Source organism: Marinobacter flavimaris (genome assembly GCF_045057155.1).
GTDB lineage: Bacteria > Pseudomonadota > Gammaproteobacteria > Pseudomonadales > Oleiphilaceae > Marinobacter > Marinobacter manganoxydans.
The window spans coordinates 2,650,895-2,674,057 of record NZ_CP171359.1; the positions used below are offsets into that span (position 1 = coordinate 2,650,895).

General features: G+C 58.3%; 20 protein-coding genes. 14 read left to right on the forward strand and 6 right to left on the reverse strand.

The features are described from left to right. Positions 1–21: 21 nt before the first annotated feature. Together gap and tkt are read right to left on the reverse strand one after the other, a co-directional pair. Positions 22–1,053 carry a type I glyceraldehyde-3-phosphate dehydrogenase gene (gene gap, locus ACGK9W_RS12575; RefSeq protein WP_008175297.1) on the reverse strand — a complete coding sequence of 344 codons (1,032 nt, stop codon included), beginning with the start codon at positions 1,051–1,053 and terminating at the stop codon, positions 22–24. Then, positions 1,053–3,053 (reverse strand): transketolase, encoded by a 2,001-nt coding sequence (gene tkt, locus ACGK9W_RS12580; protein WP_092031990.1) that lies wholly within the window; start codon positions 3,051–3,053, stop codon positions 1,053–1,055. Before tkt ends, gap begins: the two co-directional genes overlap by 1 nt. 244 nt (positions 3,054–3,297) lie before the next feature. Here tkt and ACGK9W_RS12585 point away from each other — a divergent pair, with 244 nt between their 5' ends. From ACGK9W_RS12585 to ACGK9W_RS12640, 12 genes are all read left to right on the forward strand, one after another. Further along, positions 3,298–4,290 carry a metalloregulator ArsR/SmtB family transcription factor gene (locus ACGK9W_RS12585; RefSeq protein WP_227499645.1) on the forward strand — a complete coding sequence of 331 codons (993 nt, stop codon included), beginning with the start codon at positions 3,298–3,300 and terminating at the stop codon, positions 4,288–4,290. A gap of 149 nt (positions 4,291–4,439) precedes the next feature. After that, entirely contained in the window at positions 4,440–5,630 is a 1,191-nt protein-coding gene (metK, locus tag ACGK9W_RS12590) for a methionine adenosyltransferase (protein ID WP_405417038.1), read from the forward strand. A 63-nt stretch (positions 5,631–5,693) separates the two neighbouring features. Further along, positions 5,694–7,088: an adenosylhomocysteinase gene (ahcY, locus tag ACGK9W_RS12595; protein ID WP_405417040.1), complete on the forward strand. Its 1,395-nt coding sequence runs from the start codon at positions 5,694–5,696 to the stop codon at positions 7,086–7,088. A 12-nt stretch (positions 7,089–7,100) separates the two neighbouring features. Further along, the gene (gene metF, locus ACGK9W_RS12600) at positions 7,101–7,970 is read left to right on the forward strand and encodes a methylenetetrahydrofolate reductase [NAD(P)H] (RefSeq protein ID WP_405417042.1); all 870 of its coding nucleotides are present in this window, start codon (positions 7,101–7,103) and stop codon (positions 7,968–7,970) included. Positions 7,971–8,220: 250 nt separating this feature from the next. Further along, positions 8,221–8,979: a transporter substrate-binding domain-containing protein gene (locus ACGK9W_RS12605; RefSeq protein ID WP_008175305.1), complete on the forward strand. Its 759-nt coding sequence runs from the start codon at positions 8,221–8,223 to the stop codon at positions 8,977–8,979. A 91-nt stretch (positions 8,980–9,070) separates the two neighbouring features. Next, positions 9,071–9,742 (forward strand): amino acid ABC transporter permease, encoded by a 672-nt coding sequence (locus ACGK9W_RS12610; protein WP_014578168.1) that lies wholly within the window; start codon positions 9,071–9,073, stop codon positions 9,740–9,742. Between the two features lie 13 nt (positions 9,743–9,755). Then, positions 9,756–10,502: an amino acid ABC transporter ATP-binding protein gene (locus tag ACGK9W_RS12615; protein ID WP_008175309.1), complete on the forward strand. Its 747-nt coding sequence runs from the start codon at positions 9,756–9,758 to the stop codon at positions 10,500–10,502. 166 nt (positions 10,503–10,668) lie between these two features. After that, the gene (locus ACGK9W_RS12620) at positions 10,669–11,751 is read left to right on the forward strand and encodes an OprO/OprP family phosphate-selective porin (protein WP_008175311.1); all 1,083 of its coding nucleotides are present in this window, start codon (positions 10,669–10,671) and stop codon (positions 11,749–11,751) included. A 182-nt stretch (positions 11,752–11,933) separates the two neighbouring features. After that, the gene (locus ACGK9W_RS12625) at positions 11,934–12,098 is read left to right on the forward strand and encodes a hypothetical protein (protein ID WP_405417046.1); all 165 of its coding nucleotides are present in this window, start codon (positions 11,934–11,936) and stop codon (positions 12,096–12,098) included. 117 nt (positions 12,099–12,215) lie between these two features. After that, the gene (locus ACGK9W_RS12630) at positions 12,216–12,944 is read left to right on the forward strand and encodes a TorF family putative porin (protein WP_405417048.1); all 729 of its coding nucleotides are present in this window, start codon (positions 12,216–12,218) and stop codon (positions 12,942–12,944) included. Positions 12,945–13,197: 253 nt separating this feature from the next. Next, a complete protein-coding gene (locus ACGK9W_RS12635; protein ID WP_405417050.1) occupies positions 13,198–14,550 on the forward strand; it encodes an adenosylmethionine--8-amino-7-oxononanoate transaminase in 1,353 nt (450 codons plus the stop codon). 30 nt (positions 14,551–14,580) lie between these two features. Then, positions 14,581–15,315: a 16S rRNA (uracil(1498)-N(3))-methyltransferase gene (locus ACGK9W_RS12640; RefSeq protein ID WP_341582539.1), complete on the forward strand. Its 735-nt coding sequence runs from the start codon at positions 14,581–14,583 to the stop codon at positions 15,313–15,315. Between the two features lie 148 nt (positions 15,316–15,463). Here ACGK9W_RS12640 and ACGK9W_RS12645 read toward each other — a convergent pair whose 3' ends face one another. The 3 genes from ACGK9W_RS12645 to ACGK9W_RS12655 are packed head-to-tail and all read right to left on the reverse strand — an operon-like array spanning position 15,464 to position 18,722. Beyond that, positions 15,464–15,721, reverse strand: a complete 258-nt coding sequence (locus tag ACGK9W_RS12645) for a YHS domain-containing protein (RefSeq protein ID WP_341582540.1) — start codon at positions 15,719–15,721, stop codon at positions 15,464–15,466. A gap of 56 nt (positions 15,722–15,777) precedes the next feature. Beyond that, a complete protein-coding gene (locus ACGK9W_RS12650; RefSeq protein WP_273156940.1) occupies positions 15,778–16,965 on the reverse strand; it encodes an acetyl-CoA C-acetyltransferase in 1,188 nt (395 codons plus the stop codon). After that, complete coding sequence (locus ACGK9W_RS12655; protein WP_405417053.1) at positions 16,962–18,722, reverse strand: DUF3141 domain-containing protein; 1,761 nt, start codon at positions 18,720–18,722, stop codon at positions 16,962–16,964. The genes ACGK9W_RS12650 and ACGK9W_RS12655 overlap by 4 nt, the downstream gene beginning before the upstream one ends. Before the next feature lie 531 nt (positions 18,723–19,253). On the opposite strand from ACGK9W_RS12655, the gene ACGK9W_RS12660 reads away from it, so the two are divergent. Together ACGK9W_RS12660 and ACGK9W_RS12665 are read left to right on the forward strand one after the other, a co-directional pair. Further along, positions 19,254–20,483: a DUF445 domain-containing protein gene (locus ACGK9W_RS12660; protein WP_405417055.1), complete on the forward strand. Its 1,230-nt coding sequence runs from the start codon at positions 19,254–19,256 to the stop codon at positions 20,481–20,483. Between the two features lie 110 nt (positions 20,484–20,593). Then, entirely contained in the window at positions 20,594–21,643 is a 1,050-nt protein-coding gene (locus ACGK9W_RS12665; protein WP_405417057.1) for an HDOD domain-containing protein, read from the forward strand. Here the strand turns inward: ACGK9W_RS12665 and ACGK9W_RS12670 are convergent. Beyond that, positions 21,626–22,987, reverse strand: a complete 1,362-nt coding sequence (locus ACGK9W_RS12670; protein WP_008175341.1) for a YihY/virulence factor BrkB family protein — start codon at positions 22,985–22,987, stop codon at positions 21,626–21,628. The genes ACGK9W_RS12665 and ACGK9W_RS12670 overlap by 18 nt on opposite strands. Between the last annotated feature and the right edge of the window lie 176 nt (positions 22,988–23,163).

Below are 23,163 nucleotides of genomic sequence, written 5' to 3' on the forward strand. Positions count from 1 at the left end.
TCCCTTCAACAAAATTTCAGATTAAGAATGTTTGGTTAACCAGCTTTTGCTGACATCGAGCATCCGGTTCGCGAACCCCCACTCATTATCGAACCAACACAGCACTTTCACCATGGTGCCCCCGGTGACCCGGGTCTGGCCGCCATCCACCACGCCGGAGTGGGCATCGTGGTTGAAGTCGGAGCTGGCCAGCAGTTCGTCGGTATAGCCGAGTATGCTCTTTAACGGGCCGTTGGCGGCCTCTTCTAACAGGTTGTTCACCGCTGCCACGTTGGTGGCTTTGCCCACGTTCACCACCATGTCGATGGCGGAGACATTCATGGTCGGCACCCGCATGGCGACCGAACTGAACTTGCCTTCCATGCTCGGCAGCAACCGCTCAATACCTTTCGCAAGACCGGTTTCCACCGGAACGATGTTGTGCAGGGCGCTGCGGGTTCGTCGCAAATCCTGGTGGTGGTAGGCATCGATAACCGGCTGGTCATTCATGGCCGCGTGAATCGTGGTGGTACTGCCCTGCTGCACGCCAAAGGCGTCGTCCAGCACCTTGATCACAGGCACCAGGCAGTTGGTGGTGCAGGAGGCGGCTGCAACGATCACGTCTTCCGGTGTGAGATCAGCGTGGTTGACCCCGTAGACAACGGTGCGGTCCACATCGGACTCGGCCGGCTGCGAGAAGAGCAGGCGTCTGGCCCCGGAATCGATGTGCTTCTCGGCCGTAGCACGATCCGAGAAGGCGCCGGAACATTCCAGTACCAGATCGACATCAAGCAGGCGCCAGGGCAGCTCTGCCGGGTCAGCGTGACTCAACACGCGGATGGCATCGCCATTGACCATCAGGTCCTGACCCGATACCGAAATGTCACCCTGGAAACGCCCGTGGGTGGAATCGTATCGGGTCAGGTGGGCAATGGTGTCGATATCCGACAACTCGTTGATCGCGACCACCTGAAGGTGATCGCGGAAGCCGTTTTCATAAAGCGCACGCAACACGCACTGGCCGATTCGGCCGTACCCGTTGATGGCGACACGAAAAGGCGCAGAGTCCGTCATCAGGCGTCCAGAAGCTCAGCAGCCACTTCCAGGACATTGTCGACGGTAAAGCCGAATTCCTTGAACAGCTCACCGGCCGGGGCGGACTCACCGAAGGTGGTCATGCCGATGATGCGACCGTCCAGGCCAACGTACTTGTACCAGTAATCGGCAATGCCGGCTTCAATGGCGATGCGGTTGGTGACATCCAGCGGCAGGACCTGCTGCTTGTACTCGGCGCTCTGGGCATCGAACACGTCCGTGGACGGCATGGAAACCACGCGCACGTTCTTGCCCTGATCACGAAGCTGGGCAGCCGCATCCTGCGCCAGGCCGACTTCGGAGCCGGTGGCAATCAGGATCAGGTCCGGCGTGCCTTCGCTGTCTGACAGGATATAGGCGCCCTTGGCTACGTCCGCCAGCTGTTGGGCATCGCGCGGCTGTGCCGGCAGCCCCTGACGGGAGAAGACCATGGCGGTCGGGCCATCGGTGCGCTCAAGAGCTGCTTTCCAGGCCACTGCGGATTCAACAGTATCCGCCGGACGCCACATGCTCATGTTGGGCGTGGTGCGCAGACTGGCCATCTGCTCGATAGGCTGGTGAGTCGGGCCATCTTCACCCAGGCCGATGGAGTCGTGGGTGAACACGAAGATGGAACGCTGCTTCATCAGCGCAGCCATGCGCACGGCGTTGCGGCAATATTCCATGAAGATCAGGAAGGTCGCGCCGTAGGGCACGAAACCGCCGTGCAGGGCGATGCCGTTCATGATCGCAGCCATGCCGAATTCACGGACACCGTAATAGATGTAGTTACCGCTGGCATCTTCCTTGGTCAGACCCTTGGTGTCGGACCAGATAGTCAGGTTGGAACCGGCCAGGTCGGCAGAGCCGCCCATCAGTTCCGGCAGCAGCGGGCCGTAAGCGTTCAGAGTGTTCTGGGACGCCTTGCGGGAAGCCACAGTCTCGGCCTTGTCCTGGCATTCCTGGATGTAAGCCTGGGCCTTCTCGGCAAAGTCGGCGGGCAGGTCGCCAGCCATGCGGCGCTTGAACTCAGCCGCCAGTTCCGGCTCCGCTTTTTCGTAGGCGGCAAACTTCTGTTCCCACTCGGACTGGGCAGCGGCACCTTTTTCACGGGCGTTCCAGGCACTGGCGATGTCGGCCGGAATTTCGAACGGACCGTACTGCCAGCCCAACTGCTCGCGGGTCAGGGTGATTTCGTCGTCACCCAGGGGGGCACCGTGACAGCTTTCCTTGCCCTGTTTGTTCGGGGAACCAAAGCCGATGATGGTCTTGCAGCAGATCAGCGTGGGCTGTTCGGTGTTGGCACGGGCGGCTTCGATCGCGGCGCGAATGGCGTCAGCATCATGGCCGTCGACTGCGGGAATCACCTGCCAGCCGTAAGACTCGAAACGCTGCGGGGTGTTATCAGTAAACCAGCCATCCACTTCGCCATCGATGGAGATGCCGTTGTCGTCATAGAAGAACACAAGCTTGCCGAGGCCGAGGGTGCCTGCCAGGGAGGCAACTTCGTGAGAGATGCCTTCCATCAGGCAGCCGTCGCCGAGGAACGCGTAGGTGTAGTGGTCAACAATCTCGTGGCCCGGACGGTTGAACTGCGCTGCCAGGGACTTCTCGGCAATGGCAAAACCAACGGCGTTGGCAATGCCCTGGCCCAGAGGACCAGTGGTGGTTTCAATGCCCGGGGTGTAGCCGTACTCGGGGTGGCCCGGCGTCTTGGAGTGCAACTGGCGGAAGTTCTTGATGTCGTCGATGGAAACGTCGTACCCGCTCAGGTGCAGCAGGGAATACTGCAGCATGGAGCCGTGACCGTTGGACAGCACGAAGCGGTCCCGGTTGGCCCACTGAGGGTTGGCCGGGTTGTGGCTCAGGTAATCGTTCCACAGAACCTCGGCGATATCCGCCATACCCATGGGCGCACCCGGGTGGCCGGACTTGGCTTTCTGAACCGCATCCATGCTCAGCGCGCGAATGGCGTTGGCGAGATCTTTACGAGACGGCATTGACGTTTCTCCAGTGTTTTGCAGGAAAAGAATTCGCAGTGATTAAAGGGCGATCAAAATGAGGCGCGTATTTTCGCCGATTAGTGTGTGCCGGGGCAAATCGGCATGTGCCTGTTTCACGATTGTTTGCCTGTGGATTTCCGAAAGGTCTGATTTCAAAGAACGATAAGTCTATATCAAAATTTTTTGATATGCCTATTGATTGACCACCCGAAGCCCCCTACACTTCGTTTCCATGACATCCATGAACACACACGCCGACAACCTGTCCTCCGTGGACGCACTGGCCCCGATCTTCAAAGCAGGCGGGGATCCGTTGCGCCTGGAGATTCTGCGTGTGTTGAGACGGGATACGTTCGGAGTTCTGGAGCTCAGCCAGTTGTTTGATATGCGCCAGTCCGGTATGAGCCACCACCTGAAGGTAATGAACAAGGCTGGTCTGCTTGAGCCCCAGCGTGAAGGCAATGCGATTTTCTACCGTCGCCCGCTGCACCTGGACAGCGACAAGCCAACCGACCAGACCATCCGACAGATATTTGAAGCGGTAGACCGGGTGCCACTGCCACCACATCTGCAGGAGCGCATTGAGGCCATCCGCACACAGCGCGCAGACCAGTCCCAGGCTTTCTTCGCCCGGCATGCGGAGCAGTTCCGCGAGCAGCAGGAACTGATCGCCGCTTTTGATCTTTACGCAGAGCCGGTCGCGGAAATGATCCGCAAACGGTCCCGCAAACATCAATGGCAGGCCGCACTGGAAATCGGCCCCGGCGAAGGTGCCTTCCTACCGGTTCTGGCAGAGCTTTGTGGGCATGTGGTTGCACTGGATAACAGCCGGGACATGCTGGCCAAGGCAACCCGCACCTGCATTGACGAACGGCTGAACAACATCGACCTGATAGAAGGTGTTACCGATACCCTGCTGGCCAGGGGCGACGCCTTCGACCTGGTCGTTGCGAATATGGTTCTGCATCACGTGCCCAGCCCCGCTGACATCTTCCTTGATGCCGCGGCGTTGATGAACAACGGCGGCTGCTTCGTAATCAGCGACCTGTGCAGTCACGACCAGGACTGGGCAAAAGCAAACTGCGGTGATCTCTGGCTCGGGTTTGAGCCGGAAGAGCTTACCACCTGGGCCGCGGACGCCGGCCTGGTTGCCGGAGAACAGCTGTTTATCGGCTTGCGGAACGGGTTCCAGATCCAGGTTCGGGAATTCTGGAAACACAGCGGTCAGATTTGACGACCTGGATCGCAATATCAACAAATTTTGATATACGGATACGTAGTTTTACGTATCCTCACACAGACCAACAAACCGGATACCGGAAAGCGCTTTAAGAAAACCGCTTACCGGCCTGAATTTGAATCGCTCACAGAGGAGCATGCGCTATGGCTGACTACAACATCTTCACTTCCGAATCGGTCTCTGAAGGCCATCCGGACAAACTGGCAGACCAGATCTCTGATGCCGTGCTGGATGCCATCCTGACCGACGATCCCCATGCCCGCGTTGCCTGCGAGACCATGGTAAAAACCGGTGTGGCCATCGTTGGCGGTGAGATCACCACCAGCGCCTGGGTGGATCTGGAAGACCTGGTGCGCGGTGTGATCAAAGACATCGGCTACACCTCCTCGAAAGTGGGCTACGACGGCGACACCTGCGGCATCATCAATATTATCGGCAAGCAGTCCGTCGATATTGCCCAGGGCGTTGACCGCCAGAAGCCGGAAGACCAGGGTGCCGGCGACCAGGGCCTGATGTTCGGCTACGCCAGCAACGAAACCGACGTACTGATGCCGGCGCCGATCACCTTCTCCCACCGTCTGGTACAGCGCCAGGCCGAAGCCCGCAAGAGCGGCCTGCTGCCGTGGCTGCGCCCGGATGCGAAAAGCCAGGTGACCTGCCGCTATGAAAATGGCCGGGTTGCCGGCATCGACGCGGTGGTCCTTTCCACCCAGCATGATGAAGATGTTACCCAGGAAGACCTGAAAGAAGCGGTGATGGAGCTGATCGTCAAGCATGCCCTGCCGGCAGAGCTGTTGCACAAAGACACCCAGTTCCACATTAACCCGACCGGCAAGTTCGTGATCGGTGGTCCCGTTGGTGACTGTGGTCTGACCGGCCGCAAGATCATCGTAGACACCTATGGCGGCATGGCCCGCCACGGTGGTGGCGCGTTCTCCGGCAAGGATCCGTCCAAGGTCGACCGCTCCGCCGCCTACGCCGGCCGTTATGTGGCCAAGAACATCGTGGCCGCCGGGCTGGCCGACAAGTGCGAGATCCAGGTTTCCTACGCCATCGGCGTGGCGCAGCCGACCTCTATCTCTCTGAACACCTTCGGTACCGGCAAGATCAGCGATGACAAGATCATTGAACTGGTCCGCCAGAACTTCGATCTGCGCCCGTACGCGATCACCAACATGCTCGATCTGCTGCACCCGATGTATCAACAGACGGCAGCTTACGGCCACTTCGGTCGCGAGCCCTATGAGATGACCGTCGGTGGCAAGACCTTCACGGCGTTCCCGTGGGAGAAAATCGATCGCGCGGCCGCCCTCAAGGATGCTGCTGGTATCTAAACCGATTTGGGGCGTATGTCATCTGGCATACGCCCAAGCCAAACTGACTGACAGGAGAACACCATGAGCACTCCCGCAGAAAAACTGAACAGCTTTGACGACTACAAGGTCCGCGATATCTCCCTGGCCGGCTGGGGCCGGAAGGAAATCAACATCGCCGAAGGCGAGATGCCTGCCCTGATGAAGCTCCGCAATAAGTACAAAGCCGAGCAGCCCCTGAAAGGCGCCAATGTAATGGGCTGTATTCACATGACCATTCAGACCGCCGTACTGATCGAGACGCTGGTAGAACTGGGTGCGAACGTGCGCTGGTCTTCGTGCAACATCTTCTCCACCCAGGATCAGGCCGCCGCCGCCATCGCGGCTCAGGGCATCCCCGTGTTTGCCTGGAAAGGCGAGACCGATGAAGAGTACGACTGGTGCCTCGAGCGCACCGTCGGAGCCGACGTGGATGGCTGGGAACCGAACATGATTCTGGACGACGGCGGTGACCTGACCGCTCTGCTCCATGAAAAGTATCCGGAAGTGCTGGCGAACTGCCACGGCGTGACCGAAGAAACCACTACCGGTGTGCACCGCCTGCAGGAAATGCTGCGCGAGGGCACGCTGAAGGTTCCGGCCATCAATGTGAACGATGCGGTCACCAAGGCCAAGAACGACAACAAATACGGTTGTCGCCACAGCCTGAACGATGCCATCAAACGCGCTACCGACCATCTGATGGCCGGCAAAAAGGCACTGGTGATTGGTTACGGCGATGTGGGCAAGGGCTCCGCCGCGTCGCTGCGCCAGGAGGGCATGATCGTGAAGATCACCGAAGCAGACCCGATCTGTGCCATGCAGGCCTGCATGGACGGCTTCGAGGTTGTGTCTCCGTACATTGACGGTGTGAACACCGGTACCGAGGCTGCGGTGAACCGCGACCTGCTGCAGAACACCGATCTGCTGGTCACCACCACCGGCAACATGAACGTGTGCGACGCGCACATGCTTAAGGCGCTCAAGAGCGGTGCCGTGGTATGCAACATCGGCCATTTCGATAATGAGATCGATACCGCCTATATGCGCAAGAACTGGGAATGGGACGAGGTAAAGCCGCAGGTTCACGTTGTGTACCGCGACAAGGCCACCAACGACCATCTGATCCTGCTCTCCGAAGGCCGCCTGGTGAATCTGGGCAACGCCACCGGTCACCCGTCACGGATCATGGATGGCTCCTTTGCCAACCAGGTTCTGGCCCAGATGTACCTGTTCGAGCGCAAGTTCGCCGACCTGCCGGAAGATGCCCGGGAGAAAGGCGTTTATGTGCAGGTTCTGCCGAAGCACCTGGACGAGGAAGTGGCCCGGGCCATGGTGGAAGGCTTTGGTGGCGTGATCACCAGGATGACCCCAGAGCAGGCCAAATACATCGGTGTACCGGTCGAAGGCCCGTACAAGCCGGAAAGCTACAAGTACTGATCGGGTAAACAGATGCAATCCCAGAAACAGTTCAAGCGCCGTTTCAGCTTTGAGTTTTTCCCGCCCAAGACCGACCTGGGCAAGGAAAAGCTGCAGAACGTGCGCAACCAGCTGGCCGAGGTGAATCCGGACTTTTTCTCCGTCACCTTCGGCGCCGGTGGTTCCACCCGGGACCGCACCATTGAGACCGTGCTCAACCTGCACAGCCAGGGGGTTTCCACGGCACCTCACCTTTCCTGCGTCGGGGGCACCCGCCAGGAAATCGGGGAGCTGCTGGATCTGTACCGGGAGCACGGAATCAACCGGATTGTCGCCCTGCGGGGCGATATGCCCTCCGGTATGGGGGCCGCCGGTGAGCTGCGCTATGCCAACGAGCTGGTGGAGTTTATCCGCGAGCACAGCGGCGATACCTTTAACCTGGAAGTAGCAGCGTACCCTGAGTTTCATCCCCAGGCCCGCAATGCCGAAGAAGATCTGAAGAACTTTGCCCGCAAGGTTCAGGCCGGTGCCAACAGCGCCATCACCCAGTACTTCTTCAACGCGGACAGCTACTTCTACTTCATCGACCGGCTGGAGAAAATGGGCGTTACCATTCCGGTGGTGCCGGGCATCATGCCCATCGTCAATTTCTCCAGCCTGGTCCGCTTCTCCGACATGTGCGGCGCGGAAATCCCCCGCTGGATTCGCAAGCAGCTCGAAGCCTACGGCGACGACAGCGATTCCATCCGCAAGTTCGGTGAGGAAGTGGTTACTGAAATGTGCGAGAAGCTCTTGGCAGCAGGCGCGCCGGGCTTGCATTTCTACACCCTGAATCAGGTAGAGCCCAGCATCAGCATCTGGAAGAATCTGGGCATCAGTGGGCGGGAGAAGATTGCGTTTTAAGGCTTCGCGCTATCCGCTCTCCACGAAATAAAAGGGGCAGATGAACACTTTCATCTGCCCCTTTTTTATTCCCCGTCCGGCGGGACCTCCCCGCCAAGCATTTGATTTCCTGTATACATCTGCGTAATAGTCTAGAGTGTATGTGATGCAGTTCCATCAACGCTCCCCGGAGATCGCAGTCAACAGCAGTGATTGGTCCGGCTTGCCTTACCGGGCAAATGGAGCCTCATAAGAAAGAAAAGGAGAATGTATGAGCACGAAGTGGCTGAAGACCGTAAGCGCCAGCCTGGCACTGACCGTTGCCGCAGGAACCGTCAGCGCAGAAACCCTGCGCGTCGTCACTGACCCGAGTTTCGTTCCGTTTGAAATGATGGACCAGGAAACCGGTGAGATGATCGGTTTCGATATGGAGATCATCCGCGAGGTAGCCGACCGTGCAGGTTTCGAAATTGACCTCAACACCATGGATTTCAACGGCATCATCCCGGCCCTGCAAACCGGCAACGTCGACATTGCCATTGCCGGCATCACGATTACTGAAGAGCGTGAAGAAATCGTCGATTTCTCCGACCCGTACTACGACTCGGGTCTGCGAATCCTCGTTCGCGAGGGTAATGACGACGTTAGCGAATTCGACGACCTCGAAGGCAAGAAAATCGGCACCAAGATTGGTAGCACCAGTTATGACTACCTGGTCAAGAACCTTGACGCCGATGACGGTGTAACCCCCTACCCGGGCAGCTCTGATATGTACATGGCGCTGATGTCCCGTGCCATTGATGCAGTGTTCTACGATGCGCCAAACGTAGGCTACTTTGCCCGCACCAAAGGTGAAGGCAAGGTGACAACCGTCGGCCCGCTTTACGAAGGCCAGCAGTATGGTATCGCCCTCAAGAGTGGCAGTGAGTGGGTTGATGATGTAAACGAAGCCCTTGCCGCAATGAAGGAAGATGGTACTTACAAAACCATCTACGAAAAATGGTTTGGCCCGATGCCCGAGGGCATGTAAGGGCTCCCGGGCCCCAGAGGTCTGATTCCCTTTGCCGGGGCTTCACTGCCCCGGCACTTCGTGACTCCAAAACTCTGCGGAGACTCTCACTGTGGAATTCCAGTTTCAGTTCGACTGGCAGGCAGCCATCGACTCCATCCCTTTTCTGATAAAAGGGATCCCCTACACCCTGCTGATTTCCTTCGGCGGTCTTCTGATCGGTTTTGCTCTGGGCATTTTCTTTGGCCTGCTGAGCATCAACAAGAAGTGGTTCCTGCGGTGGCCGGCCACCGCCTACATCGAAATCTTTCGTGGCACTCCGATCCTGGTTCAGGTCCTCTTTATTTTCTACGGCCTGCCGGACCTGATTGGCGGTCCAATTGATCCCTTGACGGCCGGCATCGCGGCCATCGCTTTGAACTCCGGCGCCTACATATCCGAGGTGGTCCGGGGTGGCGTTCAGTCCATCGACAAGGGCCAGACCGAAGCCGGGCTTTCTCTGGGGCTGTCCCGAACCCAGACCTTCTGGTCTGTCGTGTGGCCTCAGGCGTTCCGTCGCATGATTCCGCCGCTGGGTAACCAGGCCATTGTCAGCATCAAGGACACATCCCTGTTCTCGGTGATCGGCGTCGGCGAGCTGGTCCGCCAGGGCCAGATCTATATTGCCAACACCTTTACCGCCTTCGAGGTGTATTTTGTGGTCGCGATCCTCTACCTGGCCATCACCCTGTCCCTGTCCATCATTCTCCGCTTCGTTGAGCGCCGCGGACTGGCTTCTGTCTGAAGGAACGTTACCCATGACTCAGATTGTAAAAATGAAGGGCATGAACAAGTACTTCGGGAAACTGCATGTCCTCAAAGATATTGACCTTACCGTTGAACAGGGCGAAGTGGTGGTTATTATCGGCGCCAGCGGCTCCGGCAAATCCACCCTGATTCGCTGTGTGAACGGCCTTGAAGAATATGAATCCGGAACACTGGAAGTGGACGGCCAACAGCTCGCGCCCAAGAGCGGCAATCCGAAAGCTCTGGCTGAAATCCGCAAGGAAGTCGGCATGGTATTCCAACAGTTCAACCTCTTCCCTCACCTCACGGTGAAAAAGAACATCATGCTGGCGCCCAAGAAGGTCAAGGATGCTCCGGAAACTGTTGCCAATGCCACCGCCGAGCGGTTGCTCAACCGTGTGGGCATCGGCAACCAGGCCGACAAGTACCCCAGCCAGCTGTCCGGCGGCCAGCAACAGCGGGTCGCAATCGCCCGAGCGCTGGCGATGGAACCGCGCCTCATGCTGTTCGACGAGCCAACCTCAGCCCTGGACCCGGAAATGATCGGTGAAGTGCTGGACGTCATGCGCGAGCTGGCCAAAGAAGGGATGACCATGATGGTCGTCACCCACGAAATGGGCTTTGCCCGCGAAGTGGCCGACCGGGTGATCTACATCCACGAGGGCCAGATTGTCGAGCAAGGCAAACCCGAAGACGTCTTCGACAACCCCCAGAACGAACGCACCCAGTCATTCCTGTCACGGGTACTCGCGCACTGAGCTAAGCCGCCCAGGCAAAGCCCCTGCTTCCGGGGGCTTTTCTTCAGGTTTTTCTTTTTTCAGGGTCGACTAATTGGTTTTCTGTAACTTTTTCGCAATGTTAGCCAAATTTACTTACCCCGGTGTTCCAAAATACACAAGCAAACCGACAAGGTAAGAGAAAACCATGGCTAAGAAATATTTGAGCTTGATGCTGGCGGTTTCCGCTGTTTCCGCACAGGCCGGTACTGTTACGACTGACGGTGAGGACCTGGTGATCAATACCGAGAGTGGTATTGAGGTCAAAACGTCTGATGATTTGGCATCCTTTCAGCTTGGTGGCCGTATCCAGTGGGATTACGACGCAACGCAGTCGGATGACAACGGCGTTGATACCAAGGATTTTGATGTGCGGCGTGCACGCTTATACGTCAAGGGCCATTATGGCGACTGGGCCTACAAGACTCAGTTTAACGTCGCGGAAAGTGAGGGTGCCGACGGCGGTGACGTCGAAGACCTTTACATTCGGTACCTGGGGTTTGGCTCAGTTGCAAGCGTCACCATCGGTAAGCAGAAAGAGCCTTTCGGCCTGGAAGAACTGACAAGCTCGAAAGACATTTCCGCGCTAGAGCGCTCCGCCATGACCGAGCGTTATGCTCCCGGACGCAGTGGCGGTATTCAGCTGAGCGGAAAGGGAAGTAACTGGACCTACGGTATCGGTTATTTTGAAGCGGATGGTGACGGCAGCAACGACTTCAATAATACGGCGATAACGGCACGGGGTACGTTTGCGCCGATTCAAACGAATGATGCCGTTGTTCATCTTGGCGCGGGTTATACCACGCGTGAGGCCGATGTTCAGGCTGATGAAATCGATACCTACAATCTGGAACTGGCTGGCCGTATGGGGCCTTTCCACGCTCAGGCCGAATACTTCGATTCCGAGGAAGGGCAGTTGGATGTTGATGGCTACTACGTGCAGCTCGGCTGGGTCATTACCGGAGAGAGTCGCCCCTACAAAGCGGGCGTGTTTAAGCGGGTAAAGCCGTCATCGCCCAGAGGTGCCTGGGAAGTAATCGCCCGTTTTGAAGAGGGTGATGGAAAATACAGTGACGTGGGGCTGGCCACAACCGACGGCGAGCAAACGACGCTGGGTGTCAACTACTACGCCAATAAGAATGTCCGACTCGGCATGAGCTACATGGATGGCGAGCAAGCCAGCGGCGAAAGCGGAGATGAGGTCCGTGCGCGGTTCCAGTATGCGTTTTGATCATGCATGATCCCCGGTTCCGCTTATGTAAGGCTCAAGCCAAATGGTAAAATTGCTGTATAAACAGCAAGATGGTTATTGGGTTTGGGTTCTGTCCGCGTTGGCGCTGATACTGGCGAGATAAAGAGTTAATCAGGTTTCAGGGGCAGATTTTTCTGCCCCTTTTTTATGGTGCGCCCGACATGGCGCGCAGCGCGTTGACCGGCGTTGTTCCGGCACAGCGCCGGGACTGGCCGGATGACTTTGGGCGCAAAAAGGTCAAGGGCGACCAGGCTGGCACTAAAATCGAGCGCCACCCTGATCGAACGATGGATATCGCTCCATTTTGGGGCGCCGCGGATTTATGAATCGGACTTCGCCACTGCTTTTTAGAATTAAAGTTATAATAAACAATAAGTTATAATGATTGGCACCTTGTTTGCGTTTGAGGAATGCGAAAAGCGCAACTTAAAAAGGTGTACATAATGGATAAGCAAGTTCTCAGAAAATCCGGATTGCTCGGTGTTGGTCTGTTTGCAGTTCTTCAGGCAACTCCTTCAATGGTCAGCGCTGACGTAAGCGCCAATGTAGGCGTCTCCAGCAATTACCTCTTCCGTGGCGTGACACAAACAGACAATTCAGCTGCTGTCCAGGGTGGGCTCGACTACGAGCATGCGTCCGGCTTGTATGCCGGTGTATGGGGTTCCAATGTGGATTTTGGCGACGGGACCAGTTATGAGTTTGACCTCTATGCGGGTTACTCGGGCGCTATCAACGATATCGGATATGACGTCGGGTATATATATTATGCTTACCCGGACGCTCCCGCCTCTATTGATTTCGGGGAGATATACGGGCAGCTGAGTTACGGGTATTTATCCGCGGGGCTAGCCTATACAGTAAACAGTGACAACAGCACACCAGGGCTGTTCGTGGAAGGTGATATCTTCTATTACCTGAGCGCCCACATGCCATTGGAAAATGATTTCAGTGCAGGTGTTACATTAGGCTACTACGACTTTACCGACGACAAAAAACCGTCCGTGGGCGAGGCGAGCTATGGACACGCCGCCGTCAACGTGACCAAGGATGCGGGAACGCTCGGCTCCGTCAGTATCAATCTGGAATATTCGGATATCGACCCGGACAGCGCCCTTGGCTCCGTCAACTCGGATGATCCGAAATTCTGGCTTGGCTGGAGTAAAAGCTTCTGATTACGGACGCTTTTCCAGTGATTTTGGTCAAGTGAAAGCAGGCCCGGTCAATGGGCCTGCGTCCTGAAATCCTGCTACAGTATATTATTGGGATTTTTTAATCCCCGTCCCATCAGCGTCCCCTTAGTCTTTCTTAAGGAATTCCGAGGCTCTGGAAGTTTGTCGGCATTGGCCAGTCGCCGCTGTTAACGGTAATATCCGCACAGGTTAACCGCCGACAATCCAGAACACGACCGTCTGATGGAGAATTCTCATGCGCAATGCTGACCTCGTCGCCCGTGGCCTCAAATCCGTGTGGCATCCCTGCACCCAGATGAAAGACCATGAAGGAACCCTGCCACTGGTCCCGATCAAGCGGGGCGAAGGTGTCTGGCTGGAAGACTTTGAGGGCAACCGGTTCATCGACGCCGTGAGCTCCTGGTGGGTCAACCTGTTCGGCCATGCCAATCCGAGAATCAACGCCGCGATCCAGGAACAAATTGGCCAGCTTGAGCATGTCATCCTGGCCGGCTTTACCCATGAGCCCGTGGTCAACCTGTCCGAGCGCCTGATTGAGGCAACTCCGGAAGGACTCAACAAATGCTTTTACGCCGACAACGGCTCGTCCGCGATCGAAGCCGCCCTGAAGATGAGCTACCACTACTGGAAAAACCAGGGCCATCCGGGCAAGAAGAACTTCGTTAACCTCAGCAACAGCTACCACGGCGAAACCCTGGGCGCGCTGGCACTGGGCGATGTTGCCCTGTACAAAGACACCTACCAGCCGCTGCTGATGGAAGTGCTCACCGCACCCTCGCCGGATGCCTACAACAAGGAGCCGGGAGAAACCGATGAAGACTACGCCCTGCGCCAGTTCGAAGCCATGGACAAGCTGCTGGCCGAACGGCACCACGAAATCTGTGCCGTGGTAGTGGAGCCCCTGATCCAGTGCGCCGGCGGCATGCGCATGCACCACCCGATTTACCACACCAGGCTGAGAGAAGCCTGCGACCGCTATGGCGTGCACCTGATTGCCGATGAGATTGCAGTGGGCTTTGGCCGAACCGGCACCCTGTTCGCCTGCGAGCAGTCGGGCATCACCCCGGATTTCATGTGTCTGTCCAAGGGGCTGACCGCTGGCTACCTGCCGCTGTCCGTAGTGCTGACCACCGATGATGTCTACAACGCATTTTACGACGACTATGAAACCCTCAAGGCCTTCCTGCACAGCCACAGCTACACTGGCAACCCAATTGGCTGCGCTGTGGCACTGGCCACCCTGGACATCTTCCGGGACGACAACGTTATCGAGAGCAATCGCAGGCTCTCCACCTGCATGGCCGAATCTGTTGCCCACCTGGCGGACCACCCCAACGTGGGAGATATCCGCCAGCACGGCATGACCCTCGCCGTAGAGATGGTGAAAGACAAGGCATCGAAAACCCCGTTCCCCTGGCAGGAACGGCGGGGAATCCGGGTGTATCAGCATTCATTGACCCGCCAGGCCTTGCTTCGCCCCCTGGGTAATGTGGTTTACTTCATGCCGCCTTACGTAATCACCGAAGAACAGATCCGGCACCTCGCCCAGGTCGCAACGGAAGGCATAGAAATCGCGGTTCGGGACTGAGAACCGTCCCGTAACCTGAGAGAACCATCCATGCGCATACCCCGCATCTACACCGATTCCGCCCTCAGCGAGGGCGCAACCGCTGATCTTGATGACAATGCCGCCCAGCACGTGGGCCGGGTATTGCGCATGCAGCCGGGGCAGGAACTGCTGCTGTTCAACGGTAACGGCAACGACTACCCCGCCACGATTATCAGTGCCAGCAAAAGAAACGTTGAAGTACAGGTGGGCACGCCGGAAGCCAACGCCACCGAGTCCCCCCTGGAAATCGTCCTTGGCCAGACCCTTTCCAAAGGCGACCGCATGGACTACGCCGTGCAAAAAGCCGTGGAAATGGGCGCCACCCGCATCGTGCCGTTAACCACCGAACGTTGTGACGTCAAACTCAGGGGCGACCGGGAAGACAAGCGCCTGCGCCACTGGCAATCCGTCGCCATCAGCGCCGCCGAGCAATGTGGCCGCGCCCGGGTGCCCGAGATCCTGCCGGTGATGACCGTTTCCGAGTGGCTGGAACACAGCCGGGACTGCGAGGTGCGTCTTGTCCTTCACCACCGCACCAAGCACGCACTCAAAGCCATTATCCCCCCCGAACGCGTCGCCCTGATGATTGGCCCCGAGGGCGGACTTTCCCCCGAGGAAATCGCCCAGGCGGAAAAAGAAGGTTTCCTGCCGGTGGCCCTCGGCCCCCGGGTACTGAGAACCGAAACCGCACCGGTTGCGGCCATGGCGCTTTGCCAATGGCTGTGGGGCGATATCGGCAGCTGACCAACCCCGACCGTGCCGCCGTCTCGATCTGGCGCCCACGTCATCGACATAGAGGGGTCGGCGACAGAATCCCTGTCAGCCTGCAGCAAAGCCGGGCATCACTCAACAGCCAGGGCGTTGCCGATCACGGTCACGAATGCTGCCAGGTTCACCCACGCCTTGACCCATGCTGCCGGTGCGCCCGAACATACCGTTCGGGGTCCGCGTCGAACTGTTCGCGGCAAGCCGTCGCACAGAAGTAATAGTGTTTACCTTGGTATTCGGACTCCGCAGGGGCTGTCTTGTAGCTGACCTGCATGCCACAGACCGGATCCTCGAAAGATTTTTGCTCTTCTCGTCCGCGTTTCATTGTTGCCCTCTCTCTTTTACAGTTCACAATAATGCAGATTTTGCTGCGCCTTTCCATTAACAGACCACCGCATCGGTGAGCTTATCGAGCTGCGCGTGCGGGTTGATTCGTGATTACGCCAGGCGTTCCAACGCCAGCGCTACCCCCTGGCCGCCACCGATGCACAGGGTAACCACGCCACGGCGCACGCCATCCCGGGCCATGGCGTGTAACAGCCGGGTGGTCAGCACAGCGCCGGTGGCTCCGATTGGATGGCCGTGCGCAATCGCGCCGCCTTCCACGTTAACGATATCCTCGGCCAGACCGAGCTCCCGGGTCAGGGCAAGGACGATGGCGGCAAAGGCTTCGTTGATCTCGATGCGCTCGATATCACCCATGCTCCAGCCGGCACGTGCCAGTGCCTGTTGCACCGCCGGTACCGGGCCCAGGCCGAAATAGCCGGGCTCCACCGCGCCGATGCCGTAACTCACCAGCCGCGCCATGGGCTCAAGGCCACGGCGTTCCGCCCAGGCGCGATCAGCGACGATCATTGCTGCCGCACCCGTGTTCAGCCCAGGGGCGTTACCGGCGGTAATGGTGCCGTCCTTGCGGAAGGCCGGCCTGAGTTTGCCGAGGCCCTCGGCGGTGGCGTCGGGGCGATTGTGCTCATCGCGCCCGAAGGCCGCCGTGCCCTTGTGGGATGTGACTTCGACCGGCACGATCTCGGCGTCGAAGCGTCCTGCCGCCTGAGCCTCGCTGAAGCGTTGCTGGCTGCGCGCCGCCCAACGGTCCTGGTCCTCGCGGCTGATGTCAAAGCGGCTGACCAGGTCTTCGGTGTGCCACCCGGAGTGCTGATCAGAGAAGGCATCATTGAGCCCGTCGCGCAGCATGCTGTCGTAAATCTCGGCATTGCCCATGCGGTGGCCCCAGCGCCCGTGCAGATCCAGATAGGGCGCAAGATCCATGTTCTCCATTCCGCCGGCGATAGCACAGTCACGATGCCCGAGCATCACCTCCTGCGCGGCGTTAATCACCGCCTGGGCGCCGGAGCCGCAGACCCGGTTGACCGTCATGGCCGGCACCGACACCGGCAATCCGGCGTGGATCGCAGCCTGGCGCGCCGGATTCATCCTGGCGCCGGCCTGAACCACCTGACCCAGCACCACACTCTGCACATCGTCGGGGGTCAGGCCCGAGCGGCGCAGGCTCTCGGCGATGGCAGTAGCACCGAGGTCGGGTGCCGGTATGGCCTTGAGTGTGCCACCGTAGGTACCGATGGCTGTGCGTACCGGGGCGCAGAGAACGACGTTGGATTCTTTCATGATTGATCACCTCGCGTATCTGTTTTGTCCTTGCCGGGCCATAACCCGCCATAGAGCCTTTTAAACGCCATCTCGAAGACACTGTCGCGGGCCGTGCCCGCAAGCGTCAGTGCCGAGGCGATGGAGTCGCTCATTGACGTCTCCCATTGCCGATAGGGGTTACTGCTATTGACCGGCGTTGGCCTGGTCTCCATCCTCTCGGCCAGCCACTTGACCCCGCCCATCCAGGGCGCGAAGCGCTCCGAGAACATCAGGCGGCTGGTTCTTGCCGGATGCAGTTGGCGCAGCATCTCGGCCGACCAGGGGGTGGTGACCCGCCGTACCCAGGGCCCGGCAAAGGTCTCGTAGAGGGCCACATTGCGCCTGGAGAGGGCTTTTACGCGCTCGAACTCCGGTGCCTGGTCCGGGTACTCCAGATCTTCCACCTGACGTTCCTCGAAACGCACCTGGAACTGGGGCTTGTGACAGTCCGGGTCGCCGGTGGGGTTGTCTATCTTCATCTCGTAGAGCCCGGGGGCAAGGTCATTGAGATCGCCGATGCTCTCGAGGATCGCCCGGTGCTCCAGCCGTGCGACCTTGGCGGAAACGAAGATTCCCAGATGGCCAACGTGTGGGTTGATCAGGTAGACGATGCGCTGGCCAGCGGCCTTGAGTGCCTTGGTGTCCGGGTACACCGCTGGGATCCAGTTGAGCGCCTGGTGCGGTGGGGTGATGTTGTCGCCACTGGAGGCAAAGATCACCAGCGGGTTGCGGATGCGCTTGAGGTCAACGGTGCAACCGGGATGGACTTCAAACTCGCCACGTTCCAGCTTGTTACCGATGAAGAGATTCTCGACGATGGCGACAATCTCTTCCTTGCTCAGGCTATAGAAGCCGGTCCACCAGCGCTCAAAGTCCAGGAATCGCTCGCGCTGGCCGTCGATGTCGGCTAACAACTGGTAGTCCTTCTGCCACAAGGTATTTGCCGGCTTAAGGGATTCGAAGTTGGCCGCCAGATGGGCGCCATCAAAGCGCCCACCCCCCAGGTCCGCCAGCAGGTGCGTCATCCAGGCGCCGCCCAACAGCCCACCGGCGAGGCGCATGGGATTAACGCCGGATTCGCCGGACCAGTAGGACAGCGGTGAGCCGTTAAGCACCGCCGGCCCGACCAGGCCCTCACAATCAGCCGAGAGCAGTGCGATGGCCCATCCCGCCTGGCAGTTGCCGTAGAGCACCGGCGGCATGCCGGGATGGCGCTCGGCCAGCGTCTCGACGAAGCGCCGCAGTACGTTTAACACGTCCTCCAGCGTCTGCCCGGGCATGGGCTCGGGGAAGAAGATCGCGAAATAGACCGGGTGCCCCTCGTGGAGTGCCATGCCTACTTCGGAATCTTGCTTGAAACCGCCGATGCCGGGGCCATGACCGGCGCGCGGATCGACGATCATCACCGGCGGTTTGGTCTCGTCAAGGCAGTCTTCCAGACAGTCCTCGCCGACCCGGGTGATACGTAGCAGGGCATAATTGGCGGGGCGCTCCAGTCGGCGGCCGTCCAGGATCATTTCATAGTCGAAGTCGAGTAGCGGTGGCTTGCCGGCCTGCTCATGCTCGAGCATGTTATTGGCTCGCTCGCGCAGGGTGTCCAGGTAGCGCACCCAGCGCCGCCACAGGTCGGTCTGGTAGGCGAACAGTTCCGCCGCCGGGTTGCTCTGGATGGTGGCCTGTTTGTCAGACCTGACCATCGGGTCGGGCCCCTTGTCTCTCGTTAGCTTGGTATTCATAGTCGTTTTAGCTCTCAGTGTCAGGATATGGTTTGGTTAAGCTGGTTCTGCGAGGCGCAGCCGGATTGCCAGCCAAGCGAAGATGAACACCCCCAACTGTTTTGCCCAGTATGAAACCGAGGGCCACCCCGAGGAAGACATTGCCAAAATCCGCACTTCAATCTCTCACCGCGATACGGGAATCTGCTCGACCCATGGGCCAGAACAGGACGAGGTGAAAGCGTGTAGCTTTCGGCTCTTGCTAACCGTTAGTGTCCAGTCTATGTGATCAAGCTGAATCCAGACTGAACACATACTTCCTGCCCGGAAATGGTTATGAGGCAATATCAGCGGTTGATCAACCCCCGACCGTGCCGCCGTCGCAAGCTGGCGCCCAGGTCATTGACAGCGGGTGGGCACTTCTGAAACCGTGCGGAGCCATAGATGGCGGAGCCGAGCATACAGGGACGTATTCACAGCGTGTTTCAGAAGCGCCTGCCCGCGCCCGCTCAGAGTCAGAGCAAAAATACTAAAGAGACTGCGAGTACCAGGATGACAAGCCTGCTAAACACCCAAGAATTCTGGCAATATCTCAGTATCCCGGTGATTGCCGCCCTGATCGGCTGGAGCACCAACTGGCTCGCCATCAAGATGACCTTCTACCCCCTGGAATTCATCGGCAAACCACCGCTACTGGGCTGGCAAGGCATTATTCCCTCCAAGGCGCGAAAAATGGCGGCCATCAGTGTCGATGCCACCATTTCAAAGATCGGCACCGTTCGAGAGATCTTCCAGCAGATCGATCCGAAAGTCCTCGCCACCCATATCGTTCACTCCGTCGAACCCCGCATCGAAGAATATGTGGATGAGATGATGCTCAAGGAGTACCCCACCTTCTGGGAAAACCTGCCGGCCTCGGCCCGGAAGATGGTCTACGATCGCGTCCGCAAATCCACGCCTCAGCTGGTGGACAATCTGGTGGAAGACGTGTCCGACAACATCGAGGACCTGCTGGATATCAAGGGCATGGTCATCGAGCGCCTGGCCGCCGACAAGGAGCTGCTGAACCGGATCTTTATTGAATGCGGCGAGGTGGAATTCCGGTTCATCATCAACTCGGGGCTCTACTTCGGCTTCCTGTTCGGCCTGATCCAGATGGCGGTCTGGTATCTCTACCCGAGCTGGTGGGTGCTTCCCTTCTTCGGCCTTCTGGTGGGTTGGGCCACCAACTGGATTGCCCTGAACGTGATTTTCCGGCCGCTGCACGCGAAAAAAGTCGGCCCCTTCCGGATTCAGGGCCTGTTCCTGAAACGCCAGCCGGCCGTGGCGGAGTCCTTCTGTCACATTGTTACCCACGAGATTCTCACCGTTGGCAACATTATCAACGCCATTCTCGACGGCCCCAAAGGCGACCGCGCCCGCAACATGGTCAAGAAACACATCAAACCGCTGGTGGATGAAACCGCTGGCATGGGCAAGGCGCTGACCCAGATGGCCTTCGGGCCCACCGGCTTTGCCACCCTCAAGAACAAGGTCGGCGAAAAAGCCATCGAAATATCGCAGACATCGTTCAACAACCCGGTGTTCGAGAAGGACCGGGCCCGGGCCGTGGAATCCATCATGGTCGAGCGGATGATTGCCCTGTCTTCCGAAGAGTTTCAGGAGTTGCTCCGGCCCTGTTTCCAGGAAGATGAGATCAAACTGATCCTGGTGGGCGCATTCCTCGGCTTTGGCGCCGGTGTCTGCCAACTGGTGTTCGTGTTCGGGGAGTCGTTCCTGTAAATTCCTGCAATAATTCACGGGCTTAAAACCTGTGCAAGGATGCGTCGTACATCTATACTCTCGGAAACGGAGGTTCATTACTTCGAACAGGTTCGACCCGGAGGCAACGGATGCCAGGTTTTCTCTCCTGGATTTCAGGATTATTCGCAACAAAGCAGCCTGCACCGCCGGCTCCGGAAGCGCGGCTGTTCAATCCGTCTCCGGAGAACCCGGCCAACGACACTCCGGACACAGGCCCGGAACTCGCCCAACATCTGGAAGACCACTTGTTCTCCTGGCTGCTGGATGCAGAACCCGCAACCCTGCGGGCCGATCTTTCAGTATGGGATGAGGTGCTGGAAGAGCTATACAAGCGCCTTACCAACAACCGGATGGAAGAGCTTCCCCGCCAACCCATGAGCCTGCCGATGCTCATGCGGGCCCTGTCCGATGAATCAACCGACCGCCATCGGCTCACAGAAATCATTCTTGGTGATCCGTCGCTGACCGATCAGCTACTCCAGATTGCCAACAGCCCCTACTTCCGAACCAGTGATCATGCCATTGAATCGGTAGACCAGGCGGTGTTTGTGCTTGGGGTGGATGGCATCCGGAACGTCATTTCCGCCGCCGTCATGCGCCCCATGATGGCGGCGAGGAACAGCCGTGAAGCACTATTTGGCCAGCGCGCCTGGCGCTGGGGTCTGACCTGTGCCCGGGCAGCGGAACTGATCGCAAGAACACAGGGCGAGGACACCAGTGCGCACTTCATGGTGGGTTTGCTGCCCTCATTGGCTTACATCACTATCCGTCGGGAATTGCAGCGTATCTGCCGGTCACGCACAGCAACTGGTGAACCGGAGCCGGCGCTTATACGCCATGCCCTGGCGAGGTACCAGTGGGCCACCTGCCAGCTACTTGCGAATGAATGGAACCTTCCTCCCAAGTACCACGCCTATCTCCTGGCGGCAGAACGACCAGCCCCCAGACAGAAGCACACGCCTCTGACCGATGGCATGGTCATTGGTACCCGGGAAGTACTCAGGCACGCCCACCAGCGGAATCTTGCGGAAGAGGATCTGCCCAAAGTGGTGCGCCTGACCCCGGAGCAAATCAGCAGCGTGCGACAGGCGCTGCAGAAGATGCTCCGGGAGGGCGGCCGCTCAACTGTCAGAAGCTGACACAGGTTCCGCCTGAGCGCGACGCCTGGGCTTCTCCAGGTCATCACCGGCCCGCAACAACTCAGCGAAGGTTCGCGTTTCCTCCACCTTGCGCGGGCCTATCAATTCGGCAGGGATGACCTTTGGTAACCGGTCAACGATCCGGTCCTCATCGTTGCGCACCACTTTCAAAACCTCGCCCACGGTGATCAGATCCAGCGCACGCCCCGGCACAAGTCGATCGCCCTGGCTGCCGGCCAGGCTAAGCAGCCCCGCCCGGATCAACTTGTCACTGAGCGCGCGGGTTACTTCGCCTGGCACCCTCAACTGGTGTTCCAACACCTCCTGCTGAGGTGCCGGCTTACCCTCGCTGAAGGGTTTGGCCACCAGCCACATGGTCGCTAACGCTACATTCTCCTGCAGTTCCGGCGCCAATTGCACTTGCCGGCGCTTGGCCACTGATCCCGGATTCTGCAGATAGAACGCCAGGCTGGCACCCAGAAGCAGGATCATCCAGTTCAGATAGATCCAGATCAGCAGGATGATGCCGATGGCGAAACTGGAATAGATTGCTGCGTACTTGGCAGAGCCCGCCACAAAGGAGGCAAACAGCATTCCGCCTGCCTGCCAGGAAACACCAGCCACCAGACCGCCGATGGCCGCATAACGCAACTTGACCCGGGTATTGGGCATGAACACGTAAACGAACGTGAATGCGCCAACCACCAGGAAAAATGGGGTGAAACGGCTGGCAACAAGAATTACCGAACCAAACGGCTCAATTTCTATGAGCTTCTGGACAATGGTTGAGGAAAAAATGGTGGCGCTGACGCCAATGGCCGAAACCATCAGCAGTGGTCCCACCATGATCACGCTCAGGTAGTTACTGAAGCGCTGCGCCATGGAGCGCATATCCGGGACGCGCCAGATCATGTTGAAGGAGCGTTCTATTTTCTGCAGCAGGGAAACCACCGTGTAGACCAACAACGCCAGCCCCACAGAACCGAGCACTCCGACTTTCATGTTATCGACGAATCCGAGAATCTGCTCGGCGAGCTCTATCCCCTGGGGTCCCAGCGGTTCAAAGAACTGGAACAGGAACGGCTCCATTCGCTGATGCACTCCCAGCGCCTTCAACACCGAGAAGCTAAGGGCAAGCAGAGGCACGATACTCAGCAGGGTTGTGTACACAAGACTCATGGCATGGAGAGTCAATTGTCCACTGAGAACATCCCGGGCCATCGCATAGGCAGTGCGGCCGACCTTGTACAACCAGGTCCAGGGCCAACTCTGGGGCGGATTGGGATTCGCCAGAATCCAGCGCTCAGCTGCCTGAAGCCGGTCTTTTAATTGGAATGAAGCCACTTTAGGTCCTGTCGTTCCATGTTTTGTTCAGATTATCAGTCAGATATCCGGTGTAACCAGAGTATGGCCGATTAACGGCAGTTTGCGAGGGACACACATCCAATATAACCATATCATCATTTATTACCTCCTCTTATAACAGATCTTCTGTAAAAAGGCCGCTATTCAAGAAATGG